The sequence below is a fragment of the Streptomyces sp. SAS_270 genome (assembly GCF_052543295.1).
Genome location: NZ_JBMNDS010000073.1, coordinates 24,809 through 39,745 on the forward strand (window position 1 = coordinate 24,809; position 14,937 = coordinate 39,745).

General features: G+C 71.6%; 15 protein-coding genes and 2 pseudogenes. 7 read left to right on the forward strand and 10 right to left on the reverse strand.

What is annotated here, in order from left to right; all coding sequences use genetic code 11:
- Positions 1-112: 112 nt before the first annotated feature.
- The 4 genes and pseudogenes from ACN6LB_RS35080 to ACN6LB_RS35095 form a co-directional block, all read right to left on the reverse strand.
- Positions 113-331 (reverse strand): annotated as a pseudogene (locus ACN6LB_RS35080) (phosphoketolase family protein); the annotation flags it as partial.
- A gap of 176 nt (positions 332-507) precedes the next feature.
- A complete protein-coding gene (locus tag ACN6LB_RS35085; RefSeq protein ID WP_445029368.1) occupies positions 508-1,413 on the reverse strand; it encodes a universal stress protein in 906 nt (301 codons plus the stop codon).
- Positions 1,410-1,574: pseudogene (locus tag ACN6LB_RS35090) on the reverse strand (zinc-dependent alcohol dehydrogenase); the annotation flags it as partial. The pseudogene ACN6LB_RS35090 and the gene ACN6LB_RS35085, both read right to left, overlap by 4 nt.
- Positions 1,556-2,461 (reverse strand): universal stress protein, encoded by a 906-nt coding sequence (locus ACN6LB_RS35095; RefSeq protein ID WP_445029369.1) that lies wholly within the window; start codon positions 2,459-2,461, stop codon positions 1,556-1,558. The pseudogene ACN6LB_RS35090 and the gene ACN6LB_RS35095, both read right to left, overlap by 19 nt.
- Positions 2,462-2,630: 169 nt before the next feature.
- Between ACN6LB_RS35095 and ACN6LB_RS35100 the strand changes: the two genes are divergently transcribed.
- Positions 2,631-4,343, forward strand: a complete 1,713-nt coding sequence (locus ACN6LB_RS35100; protein ID WP_445029370.1) for a SulP family inorganic anion transporter — start codon at positions 2,631-2,633, stop codon at positions 4,341-4,343.
- A 5-nt stretch (positions 4,344-4,348) separates the two neighbouring features.
- Here ACN6LB_RS35100 and ACN6LB_RS35105 read toward each other — a convergent pair whose 3' ends face one another.
- Complete coding sequence (locus ACN6LB_RS35105) at positions 4,349-4,582, reverse strand: hypothetical protein (protein ID WP_445029371.1); 234 nt, start codon at positions 4,580-4,582, stop codon at positions 4,349-4,351.
- 213 nt (positions 4,583-4,795) lie between these two features.
- Between ACN6LB_RS35105 and ACN6LB_RS35110 the strand changes: the two genes are divergently transcribed.
- The 3 genes from ACN6LB_RS35110 (at position 4,796) to ACN6LB_RS35120 (ending at position 6,987) form a co-directional block, all read left to right on the forward strand.
- A complete protein-coding gene (locus ACN6LB_RS35110) occupies positions 4,796-5,260 on the forward strand; it encodes a cyclic nucleotide-binding domain-containing protein (protein WP_445029372.1) in 465 nt (154 codons plus the stop codon).
- 43 nt (positions 5,261-5,303) lie between these two features.
- On the forward strand, positions 5,304-5,963 hold the full coding sequence (locus tag ACN6LB_RS35115) for a CBS domain-containing protein (RefSeq protein ID WP_445029373.1): 660 nt from the start codon (positions 5,304-5,306) through the stop codon (positions 5,961-5,963).
- 322 nt (positions 5,964-6,285) lie between these two features.
- On the forward strand, positions 6,286-6,987 hold the full coding sequence (locus ACN6LB_RS35120) for a response regulator (protein WP_445029374.1): 702 nt from the start codon (positions 6,286-6,288) through the stop codon (positions 6,985-6,987).
- A 537-nt stretch (positions 6,988-7,524) separates the two neighbouring features.
- Here ACN6LB_RS35120 and ACN6LB_RS35125 read toward each other — a convergent pair.
- From ACN6LB_RS35125 to ACN6LB_RS35135, 3 genes are read right to left on the reverse strand one after another with little or no spacing between them, the layout of a single operon-like run.
- Positions 7,525-9,894 carry a glycoside hydrolase family 65 protein gene (locus ACN6LB_RS35125; protein ID WP_445029375.1) on the reverse strand — a complete coding sequence of 790 codons (2,370 nt, stop codon included), beginning with the start codon at positions 9,892-9,894 and terminating at the stop codon, positions 7,525-7,527.
- A complete protein-coding gene (locus tag ACN6LB_RS35130; protein ID WP_445029376.1) occupies positions 9,891-10,628 on the reverse strand; it encodes an HAD family hydrolase in 738 nt (245 codons plus the stop codon). Before ACN6LB_RS35130 ends, ACN6LB_RS35125 begins: the two co-directional genes overlap by 4 nt.
- Positions 10,629-10,666: 38 nt before the next feature.
- On the reverse strand, positions 10,667-11,542 hold the full coding sequence (locus ACN6LB_RS35135; protein WP_445029377.1) for a universal stress protein: 876 nt from the start codon (positions 11,540-11,542) through the stop codon (positions 10,667-10,669).
- Positions 11,543-11,802: 260 nt separating this feature from the next.
- On the opposite strand from ACN6LB_RS35135, the gene ACN6LB_RS35140 reads away from it, so the two are divergent.
- On the forward strand, positions 11,803-11,946 hold the full coding sequence (locus tag ACN6LB_RS35140; protein ID WP_445029378.1) for a hypothetical protein: 144 nt from the start codon (positions 11,803-11,805) through the stop codon (positions 11,944-11,946).
- 183 nt (positions 11,947-12,129) lie between these two features.
- Here ACN6LB_RS35140 and ACN6LB_RS35145 read toward each other — a convergent pair whose 3' ends face one another.
- Entirely contained in the window at positions 12,130-13,200 is a 1,071-nt protein-coding gene (locus tag ACN6LB_RS35145; RefSeq protein WP_445029379.1) for a zinc-dependent alcohol dehydrogenase family protein, read from the reverse strand.
- 284 nt (positions 13,201-13,484) lie between these two features.
- Here ACN6LB_RS35145 and ACN6LB_RS35150 point away from each other — a divergent pair, with 284 nt between their 5' ends.
- Together ACN6LB_RS35150 and ACN6LB_RS35155 are read left to right on the forward strand one after the other, a co-directional pair.
- Positions 13,485-14,099, forward strand: a complete 615-nt coding sequence (locus ACN6LB_RS35150) for an Rv1733c family protein (RefSeq protein WP_445029380.1) — start codon at positions 13,485-13,487, stop codon at positions 14,097-14,099.
- Complete coding sequence (locus tag ACN6LB_RS35155) at positions 14,096-14,479, forward strand: hypothetical protein (protein ID WP_445029381.1); 384 nt, start codon at positions 14,096-14,098, stop codon at positions 14,477-14,479. The genes ACN6LB_RS35150 and ACN6LB_RS35155 overlap by 4 nt, the downstream gene beginning before the upstream one ends.
- A gap of 142 nt (positions 14,480-14,621) precedes the next feature.
- Here ACN6LB_RS35155 and ACN6LB_RS35160 read toward each other — a convergent pair whose 3' ends face one another.
- On the reverse strand, positions 14,622-14,900 hold the full coding sequence (locus tag ACN6LB_RS35160) for an Hsp20/alpha crystallin family protein (protein WP_445029382.1): 279 nt from the start codon (positions 14,898-14,900) through the stop codon (positions 14,622-14,624).
- Positions 14,901-14,937: the final 37 nt, after the last annotated feature.

A 14,937-nucleotide genomic window follows, 5' to 3' on the forward strand; every position in this document is an offset into this window, starting at 1 on the left:
GCGCGGCTGTGGCGACATGCGGCTCCGCCGCGTGGGCGCGACCAGCCACGAAGGCGTCGCCCGGACCGACGGCGTATCGCCGCACTTCCCTGCGGAGCGCTTACGCGTTCCAGGTCCGGTCCGCGACCTGCCGGTGGATCAGCCACGGGTCGCCGTGGTACGCGAAGATCACCGGCTGGTCCTCGGTGCACAGGCCGTCGTACTCGAAGTCGCTCATCCCGTGCGGGTGTTCCTGGCCCGGCAACGGCCGGGTCATGTCGACGACGTTGACGACCCGGACGCCGAGGCTCGGCAGATGGCGGCGGAGCAGGTCGTAGGCGGCGAGCACCTGTGGGAGGCACCGTGACGCGTCGGCGAAAGCGATGACAAACGCCAGGCCCGCCTGAACATGACCGCCCACCGTCTCGGCACCCTGCACCACCACGAGGTGACGCCGCCGGTGCCGAAGCGGCCGCCGTCGAGCGGCTGTCGGCGCCCGCCACACGATCTGCCCTTCCACGTCCCCGATCAGGGGGCCGGCCTCTGAGCGTCCCGCTCCGGTACGACGGCGACCGGGCAGGCGGAGTGGTGCAGCACCGCGTGGGCGACGCGGCCGAGCTGAAGCCCGAGGTGCCCGCCGCGACGCTTGGCTCCGACGACCAGGAGGTCGGCGCGGTACGAGGCGTCCGCCAGCACCCGGCGGGCGTGGCCCTCGACGGTGCGGCGCTGCACCTCGACGTCGGGCGGGACGTCCCGCAGTGCGCTCGCCAGCGCCTCCGCGGCCCGCGCTTGGTGCAGCCGCGCCGGCTCCCCCGACAGCAAGGGATGGTCGGTGGTCTCGTGTGCGGGGCACCGCCAGGCCCTTACGGCCTCCAGGGGCACCCCGCGACGCCGTGCCTCCTCGACCGCGAACCGCACGGCCGGGGACTCCTTCCCGTCCTCGCCGACGCCCACGACGACTCGGCCGCGGGTGCCGGGCGCCCGGTTGTTGTGGCTGCCGCGCAGCACGATCACCGGGCACTCTGCATACGCGGCCACGGACAGGCTGACGGAGCCCAGCAGCAGCTCTGCCAGGCCACTGCGGCCACGGGAGCCCACCACCAGCGCGGAGGCGTTACGGCCCTGCCTCGCCAGCGCGTACTCGGGCTCCTCGGGCAGCACCTCGGCGGTGATCTTCAGTTCCGGGTGGCGTGTGTGTGCCCGCCGGGCCGCGTTGTCGACGATGTCGTCGGGCAGCACTGCCTCGGACGGTTTCCCGAGATCCGCGGCAAGCGCGGTGCCTTCGTAGCGCTCCCACAGCGAGGCGTACACCACCCGCAGCGGGAGCCCGCGCACCATGGCCTCGTCGGACGCCCAGTCGACGGCCCGCAGACTCGGTTCGGAGCCGTCCACGCCCACGACCAGGGGCAGTTCCGTCGTCTCCACCGTCCTCATCCTTCCGCTGCGAACTTGAAATCGATGCGGGCCTTGACCTCGCCGCGCAGCACCTCGTCGATCGACTCGTTGACGGAGGCGAGCGGCCGCGACTCACGGACGACCCTGGTGCGGCCCGCCGCGTGCTCCTTTGTGATGGGCGTCAGTTGTGGGCGACGACCGCGACGGGGGAGCCGGCGTGGTGCAGTACGGCGTGGGTGATCGGGCCGATGTGGGCGCCGAGCGGGCTGCGGCGGATGCGCCTGCCGACGACGACCAGACTGGCTCCCTGCGAGGCGTCGACCAAGTGGTTGGCCCCGTTCCCGGCGCGGGACTCCTCCACGACCTCGACGTCCGGGTACTTCAGGCGCCAGGGGCTCACGATTGCGGCCAGGGCCGCGGACTGCCGGCGCGCGATCTCGTCGTGGAACTCCGGATCGGCGGAAAGGCCGTAGGTGTAGTACGGCGGCAGGTTCCAGCCGTGGACGGCCCGCAGGACGGCGGAGCGCCGGGCGGCCGCGTCGAAGGCGAACTCGATCACCGAGCTGTCCGGCCCGTCGGGGTCGAGGCCGAGGACGACAGGCTGGTACGGCGTGGCGGCCGACGGGATGCCCGCCGGATCCGGCACGTGCTCGTCCGCGGCCTGCTCCCCGGCACGGACGAGGACCACAGGCCGCTCGGTGTGGGCCACGACGGCGAGGCCGACCGAGCCGACCATGAATCCGCCGATGCCGCTGAATCCCCGGGAACCAAGGGCGAGCAGTTCGGCGTTCTCGGCTGCCTTGACCAGGACGTCGGCGGGCCGGCCGCTCGACTGTTCCATGGTCATCTCGACTCCCCGATGACGCAGACGGAGGCCCTCGAGGGTCTCGCGGGGAATTCGTTCGCTCCAGTGCTGCTGCGTCTCGGCACCCAGGAGCGGGGCCTGCGCCACGGGATCCGGCACGGGCTCCCAGACATGGACGATCTTCAACGGCAGACCACGCAACTTTGCCTCGCGAGCTGCCCACTCCACAGCGGCGCGGCTCTCCGACGAGCCGTCCAGCCCTGCGACAACAGTGCGCACCATGGTTCCGCCTCCTCATCGGGAATGTGTCTCCAGACTCGGCGGAGGAGTGGTCGATACTGCAGGGGCCGCAGGTCCCCGACCGGGGCCGACCGGCCCAACGGTCGCGGTTGCGGCCGGGGTCCCTCTGCACCCGGGAGTGGATCCTGGAGGAGGCGACGAGAGGAGACCCATGTCCCACGACTCGGGCGGACGTGCCATGAGCTGGCGCCGTCTGACGCCCGGGATCGTCGTCCTGACCGGTTACCACCGCTCCTGGCTGCGCGGCGACCTGCTGGCGGGGGCGACGGTGGCCGCCTATCTCGTGCCGCAGGTGATGGCCTACGCGGTCGTGGCCGGACTGCCGCCGGTCGCCGGACTGTGGGCGATCCTGCCCGCCCTCGCTCTGTACGCGCTGCTGGGCTCGTCGCGTCTGCTGTCGGTCGGCCCGGAGTCGACCACGGCGCTGATGACGGCGACCGTGGTGGGCCCTCTCGCCGGCGCGGACCCGGGCCGCTACGCCGCACTGGCCGCCGCCCTGGCCCTCGCGGTCGGCCTGCTGTGCCTGGCGGCCTGGGCACTGCGGCTGGGCTTCGTCGCCGATCTGCTTTCCCGTCCGGTCCTGATCGGCTATCTCGCGGGCCTGGCGCTCATCATGATCACGAGCCAGCTCTCGAAGCTGACAGGCGTGCGAACGACGGGCGGGGATTTCTTCCCGCAGCTGTGGTCCTTCATCCGGCGTCTCGGGCAGGCGCACTCGACCACCGTGCTGTTCGCCGTCGCCGCACTCGCCTTCCTCTTCGCGGTGGCACGGTGGCTGCCCTGGGCCCCAGGCCCCCTGCTGGCCGTCGTGCTCGGCACGGCGGCGGTGGCGGTCTTCCACCTCGACGACCGACACGGCATCGAGGTCATCGGCGAGGTCCCGGCAGGACTGCCCGACGTCGCCCTACCGCACCTGACCGAACTGCCGCCCCTGGTGCTGCCCGCGCTCGGCGTCCTCCTTGTCGGCTACACCGACGTCATCCTCACCGCGCGCGGCTTCACGCGCCATGAGGACGACGAGGAAGGCGTGGACGCCAACCAGGAGCTGCTGGCCATGGGCGCGGCCAGTCTCGGTGCGAGCGCCCTCCACGGCTTCCCGGTGAGCAGCAGCGCGAGCCGCACCGCCCTCGCCTTCTCGACGGGCGCCCGCAGTCAGGCGTACTCGCTGGTGGCGGGCGTGGCGGTGCTCGCCGTCCTGCTGTTCCTGAGCCCTCTGCTGGCCCATACGCCGTCGGCCGTGCTGGGTGCCCTCGTCGTGTACGCGGCCGTCCGCATGATCGACCTGGCGGGCTTTCGCCGGCTGGCCTCCTTCCGCCGGCGCGAGCTGCTGCTGGCGCTCGGCTGCCTGGCCGGGGTACTGACCCTGGACATCCTGTACGGCGTGCTGGTCGCCGTCGGCCTGTCCGTGGCCGAGATGCTGACCCGGGTGGCCCGCCCTCACGACGCCGTGGAGGGGCTCGTGCCGGGCGTGGCCGGCATGCACGACGTGGACGACTACCCACAGGCCCGCACTGTCCCGGGTCTGCTCGTCTACCGCTACGACTCACCACTTTTCTTCGCCAACGCCCAGGATTTCCACCGGCGCGCCCTGGCCGCGGTGGACGAACAGACCGGCCCGGTCCACTGGTTCGTCCTCAACACCGAGGCGAACGTCGAAGTTGATATCACCGCGCTGGACGCGGTCGACGAACTGCGCCGCGAACTCACCCGCCGCGGGATCGTGTTCGCCCTCGCCCGGGTGAAACAGGATCTTCTCGCCGACCTGGAGGCGTACGGGCTCGCCGAAGCGGTGGGCAGAGACCTGATCTTCCCCACCCTGCCGACCGCTGTGGCCGCGTACCGTGAATGGAGCCGCAAGGGGTAGCCGGCTCAGCTCTTCACAGGCGTGCGCACGGCGGGCCGCTCCGGCCGACGCGCCGTCCCGGATGTCCCGGACGGCGTCCCGGGCGTCCCCGTGCCCGACGCCCGCCGTGCGGCACGGTGCTGCTGCGACCGCAGGTACACCGCGTCGAGCATTGCACTGAGCACAACGGTGACGGCCATGGCGATCACCAGGAGAACGGCGAACTCCCGCCAGAACTCCGGAGTCAGGCTCGTACCCATGGTGTTCCACCCCTTTCCGCTCGGGTTTCTGCTCCGCCGAGTGGCTCTCTCACCACCATCGAACCGCGGATCACCGGGTGGCACAGGGTGCCTCAGGGGTGGGGCGCGCCGCCGGGTGGCCCGTGGCGTGGGGCCAGGTGGCCCATAGCCGGTTCCGGGCCGGTCGGCACACGCTGCTCCTGGTAGCTCCGTACGCCTTACTGGAGGCACGCCATGAACGCTCCCGCAACCACGAGCATGCCGCGGGCGCTGCCTGCCGAGCACCGGCAGCAGCTGATGCGGATCGCCCGGGAGGTGTCGTTCCCCCAGGGCACGCGGCTCTTCGAGGAAGGCAGTCGCGCCGACCGGTTCTGGATCATCCGCACGGGCGCGGTCGACCTCGACATGCGCGTGCCCGGCCGCCGCGCTGCAGTCATCGAGTCTCTGGGACACAACGAACTCGTCGGCTGGTCCTGGCTGTTCACCCCGCACACCTGGCACCTCGGCGGCGAGGCGGCTTCGCCACTGCGGGCGTACGAGTTCGACGCCGCGGCCGTTCGGGCGCTCTGCCGGGAGGAACCCGCGTTCGGCCGGGCGATCGCGGGGTGGGTGGGCGAGGTGGTGGCCCACCGTCTGCAGGCCGCCCGCATCCGGCTGCTGGACCTGTACGGCCCGTACGGCAGCGGGACCCGCCAGTGACACGCCCGGCAGTCCCGAGGACCGAAGCGATCAAGGAGGCGTCGTGCACGCGTCCCCGCACATCGTGAGTGACGTGATGACCCGCGCCGTCGCCACCGTCGGCCGCGAGGCCTCCTTCAAGGACATCGTGCGCACTCTGCAGGACCGGAAGGTCAGCGCGGTGCCCGTCGTGGACCGCGGCAACCGGGTCGTGGGAGTCGTCTCCGAGGCGGACCTGCTGCCCAAGGAGGAGTTCCGCGACAGCGACCCCGACCGGCACACACAGTTGCGACGGCTGTCCGACCTCGCCAAGGCCGGCTCCGTGACCGCCGGTGAGCTCATGACGTCGCCCGCCCTCACCGTCCCGGCGGACGCCACACTCGCACAAGCCGCGCGGACCATGGCGCGGGCTCGGGTCAAGCGACTGCCCGTCGTCGACGAGACAGGGCACATCGAGGGCATTGTCAGTCGCGCGGACCTGCTCAAGGTGTTCCTGCGTGACGACGAGGAGATCGCCGAGGAGGTCCGGCGCGAGATCGTCTCGTACCTCTTCCCGACGCCTCCCTCCACCGTGTACGTCGAGGTCCGCGACGGCGTCGTGACACTCGGCGGCCGGGTCCACAACACCTCCCTCGTGCCCGTGGCAGCGCGCCTGGTCCGCGCGGTCGAAGGGGTCGTGGACGTGGAGTTCGCGCTCGACGGCCCGGACCGGACCGCGGTCTGACTCCTGCACACGTTCGAGACCCACAGGACAGGTACGCAGACCGTCCCGTCCGCCAGGACCCAGCCCGTCACTCGCCCACGAACGCGCCCGACACGCTCCTCCTCCGCGCCAGGCCGCGCTCCGACGCCCGCTCCACTACCTGCGCCGGAGACCGAGTCTCCGCCCATGTGCGGGACAACCGGTCCTGTACGGGTACGGATCCCTCAGGGGGCCGCGAGCACGAGTGGGGCCGGTCGGCCCTAGTGCGACCGGCCCCGTCGAGTGATGATCGTCGTGACGCGCGGCCCGCAGTCCGTGTGCCACATCTCCAGGAGGGGTCGACATGACCGAGGCACCCAGGTTCACGGCGCAGGACCCGATCCGCGTATTCCTGCTCGACGACCACGAAGTGGTGCGACGGGGAATCGCCGACCTGCTGGAGGCCGAGTCGGACATCTCCGTCGTCGGCGACGCCGAGAACGTGGAGCACGCGCTCGTGCGGGCCCCGGCGGTGCGGCCGCACGTGGCCGTCCTGGACGTACGCCTGCCGGACGGGGACGGCATCTCGGTCTGCCGCGATCTACGCAGCCGGATGCCCGAGCTCGCCGTGCTGATGCTGACCTCCTTCGACGACGAGGAGGCACTGCTCGACGCGATCATGGCCGGGGCCTCGGGCTATGTGCTCAAGCAGATCAAGGGTTCGGACCTGGTCTCCGCGGTGCGCACCGTCGCCTCGGGCCAGTCCATGCTGGACCCGGCGACCACGGCCCGGCTGATGCGGTCCCTGCGCGCCGAGCCCGCCGAGGAGCCGGCCCTCGCCCCCGAGCTGGCGGGCCTGTCCCCGCGCGAGCGAGAGATCCTCACGCTGATCGGGGACGGACTCACCAACCGCGAGATCGGCAAGAGGCTCTACCTCTCGGAGAAGACCGTCAAGAACCACATCTCACGGCTGCTGGCCAAGCTGGGCGTCCAGCGCCGCGTGCAGGCCGCGGTGCTCGCAACGCATCTGGAGCAGCCCGAGCCGGGTGACCGCCCCTCCCGGTGAGGCACGGCGTTCGGCGGCCCGACGAAGCGTTCCCGCCGCCGGACCATTGTCACCACAGGCGGCATGGGCATTCTCGCCTTCCCGGACCGCACCGGAGCGATGGAGCAGTGCGCGTACCGCAGGATCGTCGGGCCGTACGAGGCGGAGGAAACGACCGACGCGCCGTCTCTGTGTCCGGCGAAGCGAGCGCCCATCTCCTGCCGCCGATGGTGCAGTCCAGCTGACCATCGGCATCGGCGCGCCGGACTGGCACCGCCTGGGCCCTGCCCGGGACCGGCGCCAGAAATGTGGTTGGCGCCCTGTTCCGCACACCGGAGCAAGTGCACGCCGTCGGTCCGGCACTGGGCATGCTCGGCGGCCGCGTGTGGCCCTTGGGCTCTCGTGCCCGGCCGGCTGCGCGCCGCAGGACACGCGGTGCCGCGCTCCTGGGCCGTCGACGCCTGGGCCACGCGGCTCTCCCGGAACGGCGATCTGCCGGCGCTCCCGCGCGCGACCCGGTCGTCCTCGCTGCGGCCCGCGCACGGCCGCGGTTCGCCGTCAGCCTCCGAGCATCAGCCGGCACGTCTCCCCCGGCTGCAGGCAGACCGCCCGGTCCGGCAGCCGTACGTCGATCGGCGAGCCGTCCGACGACGGCACCGCGATCTCCAACAGTCCGCGCTCCAATCTGAGTTGCACCCCCCAGTGACCCTGGTAGCGCAAGGCGAAGCCGTACGAGGACAGTTCTGGCAGCGGCACGGGATCGAGCCACAACGCCCCGCCCCGCGTCTCCAGTCCGGTCAAGCCGCGCTGGACGAGGTCGAGGGTGCCGGCCATGGCGCCCAGATGGATTCCCTCACCGGTGGTACCGCCCTGCACGTCGGCGATGTCGCCCTGGAGGGCCTCCTGGCAGAACTTCCACGCCTCCGAGCGCCGGGCGCGGGCCAGGACCCAGCCGTGGACGAGGCCGCTGAGCGTGGAGCCGTGGCTGGTGCGTTGCAGATAGTGGTCGACGGTGCGCCGCCAGATGTCCTCGTCGAGTTGCAGACCCAACCGGCGGAACAGGTCCCGCAGTTCGGCCGGCGAGAAAAGGTACCCGAGCATCAGTACGTCGGCCTGTTTGGAGGCACGGTAGCGGTTGACGGTGTCGCCCTCCGCCTCCAGGATCCGGTCGAGGCGCCTGACGTCCCCGTACCGCGTGCGGTAGGCGTCCCAGTCGAGCTCCGCGAGGTCGCCGTAACCCTCGAACTGGCTGATGACGTCGTCATGGAAGGGCACATGGAGAGTGCGGGAGACGTCCTCCCACTGTTCGAGCTCGCCGCCGTCGAGCCCTGCGCGCTCGACCAGTTCGCGCCGCCGCGGCTCGGGAAGGGAACCAAGCAGCTCCAACGTGCGGGTGAGTACCCAGGCGGCCGTGACATTCGTGTACGCGTTGTCGTCGAGGCCCGGCTTCTGCGCGCCTGGATACGCGTCGTGGTACTCGTCGGGGCCGACCACGCCCTTGATGCGGTGCCGTCCGAGCGCCTCGTCGTAGACGGCCGAGTCGGCCCAGAAGCGGGCGATCTGCAGCAGCATCTCGGCACCCTTGGTGTGCCGGAACTCGGTGTCGCCGCTGGCCTCGCAGTACTGCCACACGTTGTACGCGATGGCCGATCCGACATGGTGCTGGAGCCGGGAGTGGTCGGGCAGCCAGCGTCCCGAGCGGGGGTTGAGGTGCAGTCGCTGGGTCTCCTCGCGCCCGTCGCTGCCGCTCTGCCAGGGATACAGCGCACCCCGGCGGCCCATCTCCCGGGCGGCGGTGCAGGCCTGTTCGAGTCGCCGGTGGCGGTAGCGGAGAAGGGCGCGCGAGACCTCGGGAAAGTGCAGGTTGAGATAGGGCAGGACGAACAGCTCGTCCCAGAAGACGTGACCGCGGTAGGCCTCGCCGTGCAGACCCCGGGCGGGTACACCGACGTCGAGGTCGGCGGTGTGCGGGGAGAGCGTCTGCAGGACGTGGAAGAGGTGCAGCCGCAGGATACGGCCCGCCTCCCCGTCGACATCGAGGTCCGCGCGGCGCCACAGCTGGTCCCAGGCCGTGAGGTGCGACTCGACCAGTTCGTCGAAGCCCGGCGCCCGGGTCACCCGGTCGACGGCGGCGGACAGGGGATCGCTGATGGCCGGGTCGCGCGAGGTGTGCAGGGCGACGGTCTTGTCGACGACGGCGGTACGGCCGTCGGCCAGGTGCAGGTGCAACAGCTGTGCGGCGCGCGGCACTTCGTGTCGGATCGTGACGGTGGCGTCGGCGCTCAATCGTGCCGCCATGCCGATACGGATGTCGGAAGTCCGGGTGCGGCAGCGCAGCCATACGGTGTCCGGGGCGGCCGTCCCCGTGTGCACATGGGTGAGGTGGCTGCCGTCCAGGTCTCGGTAACGTGGCACGCCGGAGTTGGTGACGCCGCCGTCGAGTGCCGCCTCGACGTCGAGCCCGCCGGAGAAACCCTCGGCCGTGAACTCGGTGCGCAGCGCGGCGAGATGGGGGTCGGCCATGTGCTGGAGACGCTGCTGACGGACCGCCAGCACCCGTCCCTCGCCGAGCTCGTAGCGCGTCCGTCGCTCCAGCAGCCCGGCGGACAGGTGCAGGGTCATACGATGCTCCAGCACGGTCGCTGTGTCGGGGGTGACCCACTGCTGCCCGGCCAACCGGAAGCGCAGTGGCAGCCAGTTCGGCACGTTGACCAGGTCCTCGTTCTCGACCTGGTGGCCGGCCACGCCGGAGGTGAGCCGGTTGTAGCAGCCGGCCACATACGTGCCCGGGTAGTGCACCTCGTCCGCGCCGCATTCGGGCAACGCCCCCCGCGTGGCGAAGTAGCCGTTGCCCAGCGTGCACAGGGATTCCCTCAGGCGTTCGTCGGCGGGCTCATAGCCCTCGTACTCCCAGGTCCAGCCCGTCACTTCGACGCTCCTTGCGTGACCAGTTCTCCCAGGTCGGATACGACGATGTCGGCTCCGTGCCGCAACAGTCTCTCCCTCGTTTCCGGGCCGGCCGCGCGGTCCACGCCGATCACCAGCGTGAACCCGCCGCGGCAGCCCGCCTCCACGCCCACCAGGGCGTCCTCGACGACCGCAGCACGACCGACCGGGACGCCCAGGCGGCGGACCGCCTCCAGGAAGAGGTCGGGTTGTGGCTTGCCCGGCAGGCCCAGGCGGGCTGCCTCGCCGCCGTCCACGAGGACGTCGAAAAGGTCGAGCACCCCCGCCCGGGCGAGCAGTTCGCCGGCGTGACGGGACGCGGAGGCGGCCGCCCGTGGTACACCGGCCCGGCGCAGCGCACGCACCAGCCGTACCGTTCCGGGGTACGCGTCGACGCCGTGCGTGCGCAGCCGCTCGGTGAACAGACGCTCCTTGTCCGCCGCCACGACGCTCACTGTTTCGGCGGACGCGTCGATGCCGCGTGAGCGCAGGAAGGCCGCGGCGCCGTCCAGGCGGGATTTGCCGTCCACGTACTGCAGATAGTCGTCCCGTACGTCGAACGGGCGGCGTCGGCCGGCGTCCTGGGGCGGGCCGGCGCACAGGAAGGCGTCGAACGCCTCCTTCCACGCCGCAGCGTGCACCCGGGCGGAGTCCGTGATCACTCCGTCGGTGTCGAAGACAACGGCGCGCACGTCCCGCAGCACCGGTGCAAGCATGTTGCGGGACGTGTCGGGGGTTGGTGGGCGGTGCACAATCACGCCTGGTGCGGCACGATCGCCACCGGACAATCGGCGTGGTGCAGCAACATGTGGGCCACCCGGCCGAGTTGGAGGCCGAGGTGACCGCTGCGGCGCTGCGCTCCGACGATCACGAGGTCTGCGGCGGCCGACCGGGCCAGCAGCACCTTGCGCGCGGGTCCTTCGACGGTGCTGCGGCGCACCCGGACGCCCGGGTGGTCCGCGCTCGCGTCCTCCAGCAGGGAGTCGAGCAGGGCTGACGCCCGTTCCTCGTGGCGGTGCGCCGGATCCTCAGCCAGCTTGGGGTGGTCGGCGCCTTCGTGTGCGGGGCAACGCCAGGCGCGTACGACGTCCAGGGTGCACCCGCGTACCTCGGCCTCGTGGAAGGCGAACCGAACGGCCTCACCGGCGGTCGCCGTCTCTCCCGCACCGAGCACGATCCGCTCGTGCGTGGCTTCGAGGCCGGCCTTGTCGCCACGGACCACGACCACCGGACTGTGGGCACGGGCCGCCACAGCCAGTCCTACCGAGCCGAGGAGCAGACCCGTCAGTTCACCGCGCCCACGGGAGCCCGTCACCAGCACGGACGCGTTGCGGCCCTCACGAAGCAGGGTGGAGACCGCTTCCTCGGGGACCACCTCGGCGGAGACCTTCACCTCCGGATCGCGCAGCCGGGCACGCTCCGCGGCGGAGGCAATCACATGCTCTGCCATCACCCGCTCAGAGGGGCGTTCGAGCTTGTCGGACGGAACAGCACCCTCGTAGCGTTCCCACAACGAGGCGTACACCAGCCGCAACGGCAGACCGTGCCGCGCCGCCTCGTCCACGGCCCAGTCGACCGCCGCGAGACTCCCGTCCGATCCGTCGACGCCCACGACCAGGGGCAGCTCCATTTTTCCCACCGCCTTTCGTCGGTCTGTACGGGAATTCAGCCCTCAACTCCACCTTCACCGTGGCACCCGCAGCCGGGCGACAGCAGGGGTGGTTCGGCCCCGGCCGGGGCCGTTCGGCCCATACCGCGGCACACCAGGGAAAGCACGGATACCGAGTCGGGACGGCGGTAGAGGCGGCGCAGCACCGTCCGCACCGGACGAGGAGGGTCGGCCCGGCCGCCGGGCTGGTCGAGCAGGGGCTGAGGGCCGAGGCGCGGCCCATGGAGACCGTGGAAGACGCGGACGCCTACATCATGTTCCGGCTCGTCGGTGGCCGCTTCGGGGACTACCGCGACTGGGCCGCGATCGACGCATGGGCGTCCGAGATCTCCGACGCGCCGGTCGGCGTTGACCGCGGCTCGTGACGACGAACGGCAGACGGCTCGGCACCGGACGAAGGCGCCGGCGCTCCTGCCTGCCCGTCGCGCCCGTCGGCCGGCTCGGGCCCCTGGCTGCGTGGCACGACGCCACGTGGGCCGACCGGCCATTGCTCCGGGGGCCCACGCGGTGGTGTTCTTCGGTGTTCCTCCCGTCACGGTGCGTCGACGTCATGGTGCGTGGACGGCGACGACCTCGCGCTGCGGTCCGCCGAGGACGACCTTGAGCGCCCCCGTCTCGGCCGCGTGGGCGAAGACCTCGTACGCCTCCTCCATGCGGTCGAGCGGGAAGGTGTGGGTGACCAGTTGCGAGGTCGGCAGCCGACCGGACGCCGCCATCCGCAGCAGAGTGGGCGTGGAGTGGGTGTCGACCAGCCCCGTGGTGATGGTCACGTTCTTGATCCACAAGTCTTCCAGGTGCAGGGTCACGGGCTTGCCGTGCACACCGACGTTGGCCACGTGCCCGCCGGGCCGCACCATGCGGGTGCACAGCTCGAAGCTGTCCGGTACGCCGACCGCCTCGATGACCACGTCGGCACCGAGCCCCTCGGTGAGGTCGGCGATCAGCTGCTCAGGGGCTTCGTGAGCGTCGGCCACGGCTTCGGCGCCGAGCTTCCTGGCGGCCTCCAGACGGGCGGGCGTCAGGTCCACGGCGACGATGCGCTCGGGCGAGAACAGCCGGGCCGTGGCGATCGCGGCCAGGCCGATGGGTCCCGCCCCGACCACGGCGACGGTGTCTCCGGGACGTACGTGCCCGTTGAGCACGCCCACCTCGTAGGAGGTCGGGAAGATGTCGGCCACCAGCACGGCATCCTCGCTGTCCACCGCGGCGGGCAGCGGATGCACGGAGAGGTCGGCGAACGGGACGCGCACGTACTCGGCCTGGGTGCCGTCGATCAGGTGGCCCAGGACCCAGCCCCCGCCGCCCCGGCACTGCCCGTACATGGCCTCCCGGCAGTAACGGCACCGCCCGCAGGCACTGATGCAGGAGACCAGGACCCGGTCTCCGGGCCGTACGCTGCGCACGTCGCTGCCGACCTCGACGATCTCGCCCACCGCCTCGTGCCCAAGGACGGTGCCGGGCGGGACCTCGGGTACGTCGCCCTTGAGAATGTGCAGGTCCGTTCCGCAGATGGTGACGGCATCGACCCGCACGATCGCGTCGGTGGCTTCCTGGATGCCGGGGTCGGGCACCTCTTCCCAGGCGGCCTGCCCGGGGCTGTGGAACACGTAGCCTTTCATGTCGCGCCTCACCTCCTGATCGCCTGCGGGATCTCGGAGCCGGCGAACCGCCGTCGACAGGCAGGAACTCGAGCATTCGACGCCCCGCCGGGAGCCCCGCACATCCAGCTTGTCCCGGGTCGGTGGCATCCGCATGGGCCGGTCGGCCCCGTCGGGTGGCCGGCCGGCGCCTTCACGGATGAGCGGGGCGAGGTTCGGCCCAGCACAGGCCGACCGGCCCCGGATCCCGTCCGGTCGGCCCCTGTCACGCCACGCGCCCCAGGGGTCACCTTCAGAAGGTGGCGATGCTTGGGAGGACCGAGGAGGGCGGACGGATGCACGGCAGCAGCAGAACGACAAAGCGACTGTGGCGGTGGCGGCGCAATCCGTTGCGACGGCACGACGACATCGCCGAAGCCTGGATCGTCCTGGCGATGTGGGTGGTCATCGCGGTGGGTGGCGCCATCGCCGGGCTGGTGACGGCCCATGCGGCTGCCGAGGAGTTCGCCCACCAGCGCGCCGAGCGCCATTCCGTGCAGGCCGTCCTGCTCAGCGCCGTCCCGCAGGATGCGCCGACGGTCAAGGCAAGCGGGAACCGGGTCCTGGCGAAAGTGCGCTGGACGTCCCCCGACGGCACCGCCCGTAGCGGATACACCCGGGTGAGCGCCGGGCTGCAGGCCGGGTCCCGACTCACGGTCTGGCAGGACGACCGCGGAGTCCTCACCACCAAGCCGACCGGTCCGACCGAGGCTACCGCCGAGGCCGTCCTCTTCGGTGCGGCTGCCGCCCTCGCCGTCTCCGGTGCCACATTGGGCGCCGGCGCCGCCGTACGGTGGCGACTCGACCAACGACGCTTCGCCCAGTGGGGCAGGGAGTGGGACCTGGTCGGCCCGCAGTGGGGCGGCAGCAAGGCTGGGTGATCCTGGAATCACCGCTCGGGATCAGTGTGCACGTCCTGGACCTGTCCCAGTGCCCGGCAGTCACGGTCCGGGCCAACGATCCTGCTGTCGAAGCCGGGTGGCGGCATCCGGCAGCAGCGGGGCGGAACGCGGCCGCTGCCGGCGTGCCGGCAGCGGCCGCTGATTCCCTGCGGGAAATCGCCTGCACCGCCGCCGAGTTGCACGGAATGCGCGTGCACGCCGTACCGGCTCTGCCGCTGTCCCATCCGCACGCGGTGCCGTCGGTCATGACGGCAGGCGCCACGAGCTGGAGGAACGCGCGCGGCTCACGGCCCGGCCGCGCAGGTGCCGCCCGCCGCGCCACCGCCCACAGTCACCTGGCGATCGTCGCTGACGGGTGAGTCCAACGGCCCTGCCGTCAGGCTCCTTGGGCGGCTGCGCCGTGCCGCGCCCAGTGCCGGGCCGCGTTGAAGTCCGGGCAGACGCGTGAGCGGCCGGCGTACCGGCCGCTCACACCTGGCGCGGCTGCACTCGAGCTCTCGTTCAGCGCTGCCGCACCGGGATGGTCTTCGTGCCCGTCTTCGTCTCGGGCACCGGGATCGTGACGGTCAGAACGCCGCCCTTGTAATCAGCAGTGGCCTCATCCCCCCTGGCGCCGGCCGGCAGCCGGACGGAGCGGGCGAAAGTGCCGTAGTGGAACTCCGTGCGGTGCTTCTGTGTCGTCTCCTCACTGCGCTCGGCCCGCAGGGTCAGAACGCCTTCCGTGACAGTGATTTCGACATCGTTGGCGGGGTCAATGCCCGGGAGCTCCGCCCGCAGCACGTACTTCTCGTCCGCCAGGTGCTCCTCGGTGCGGGGA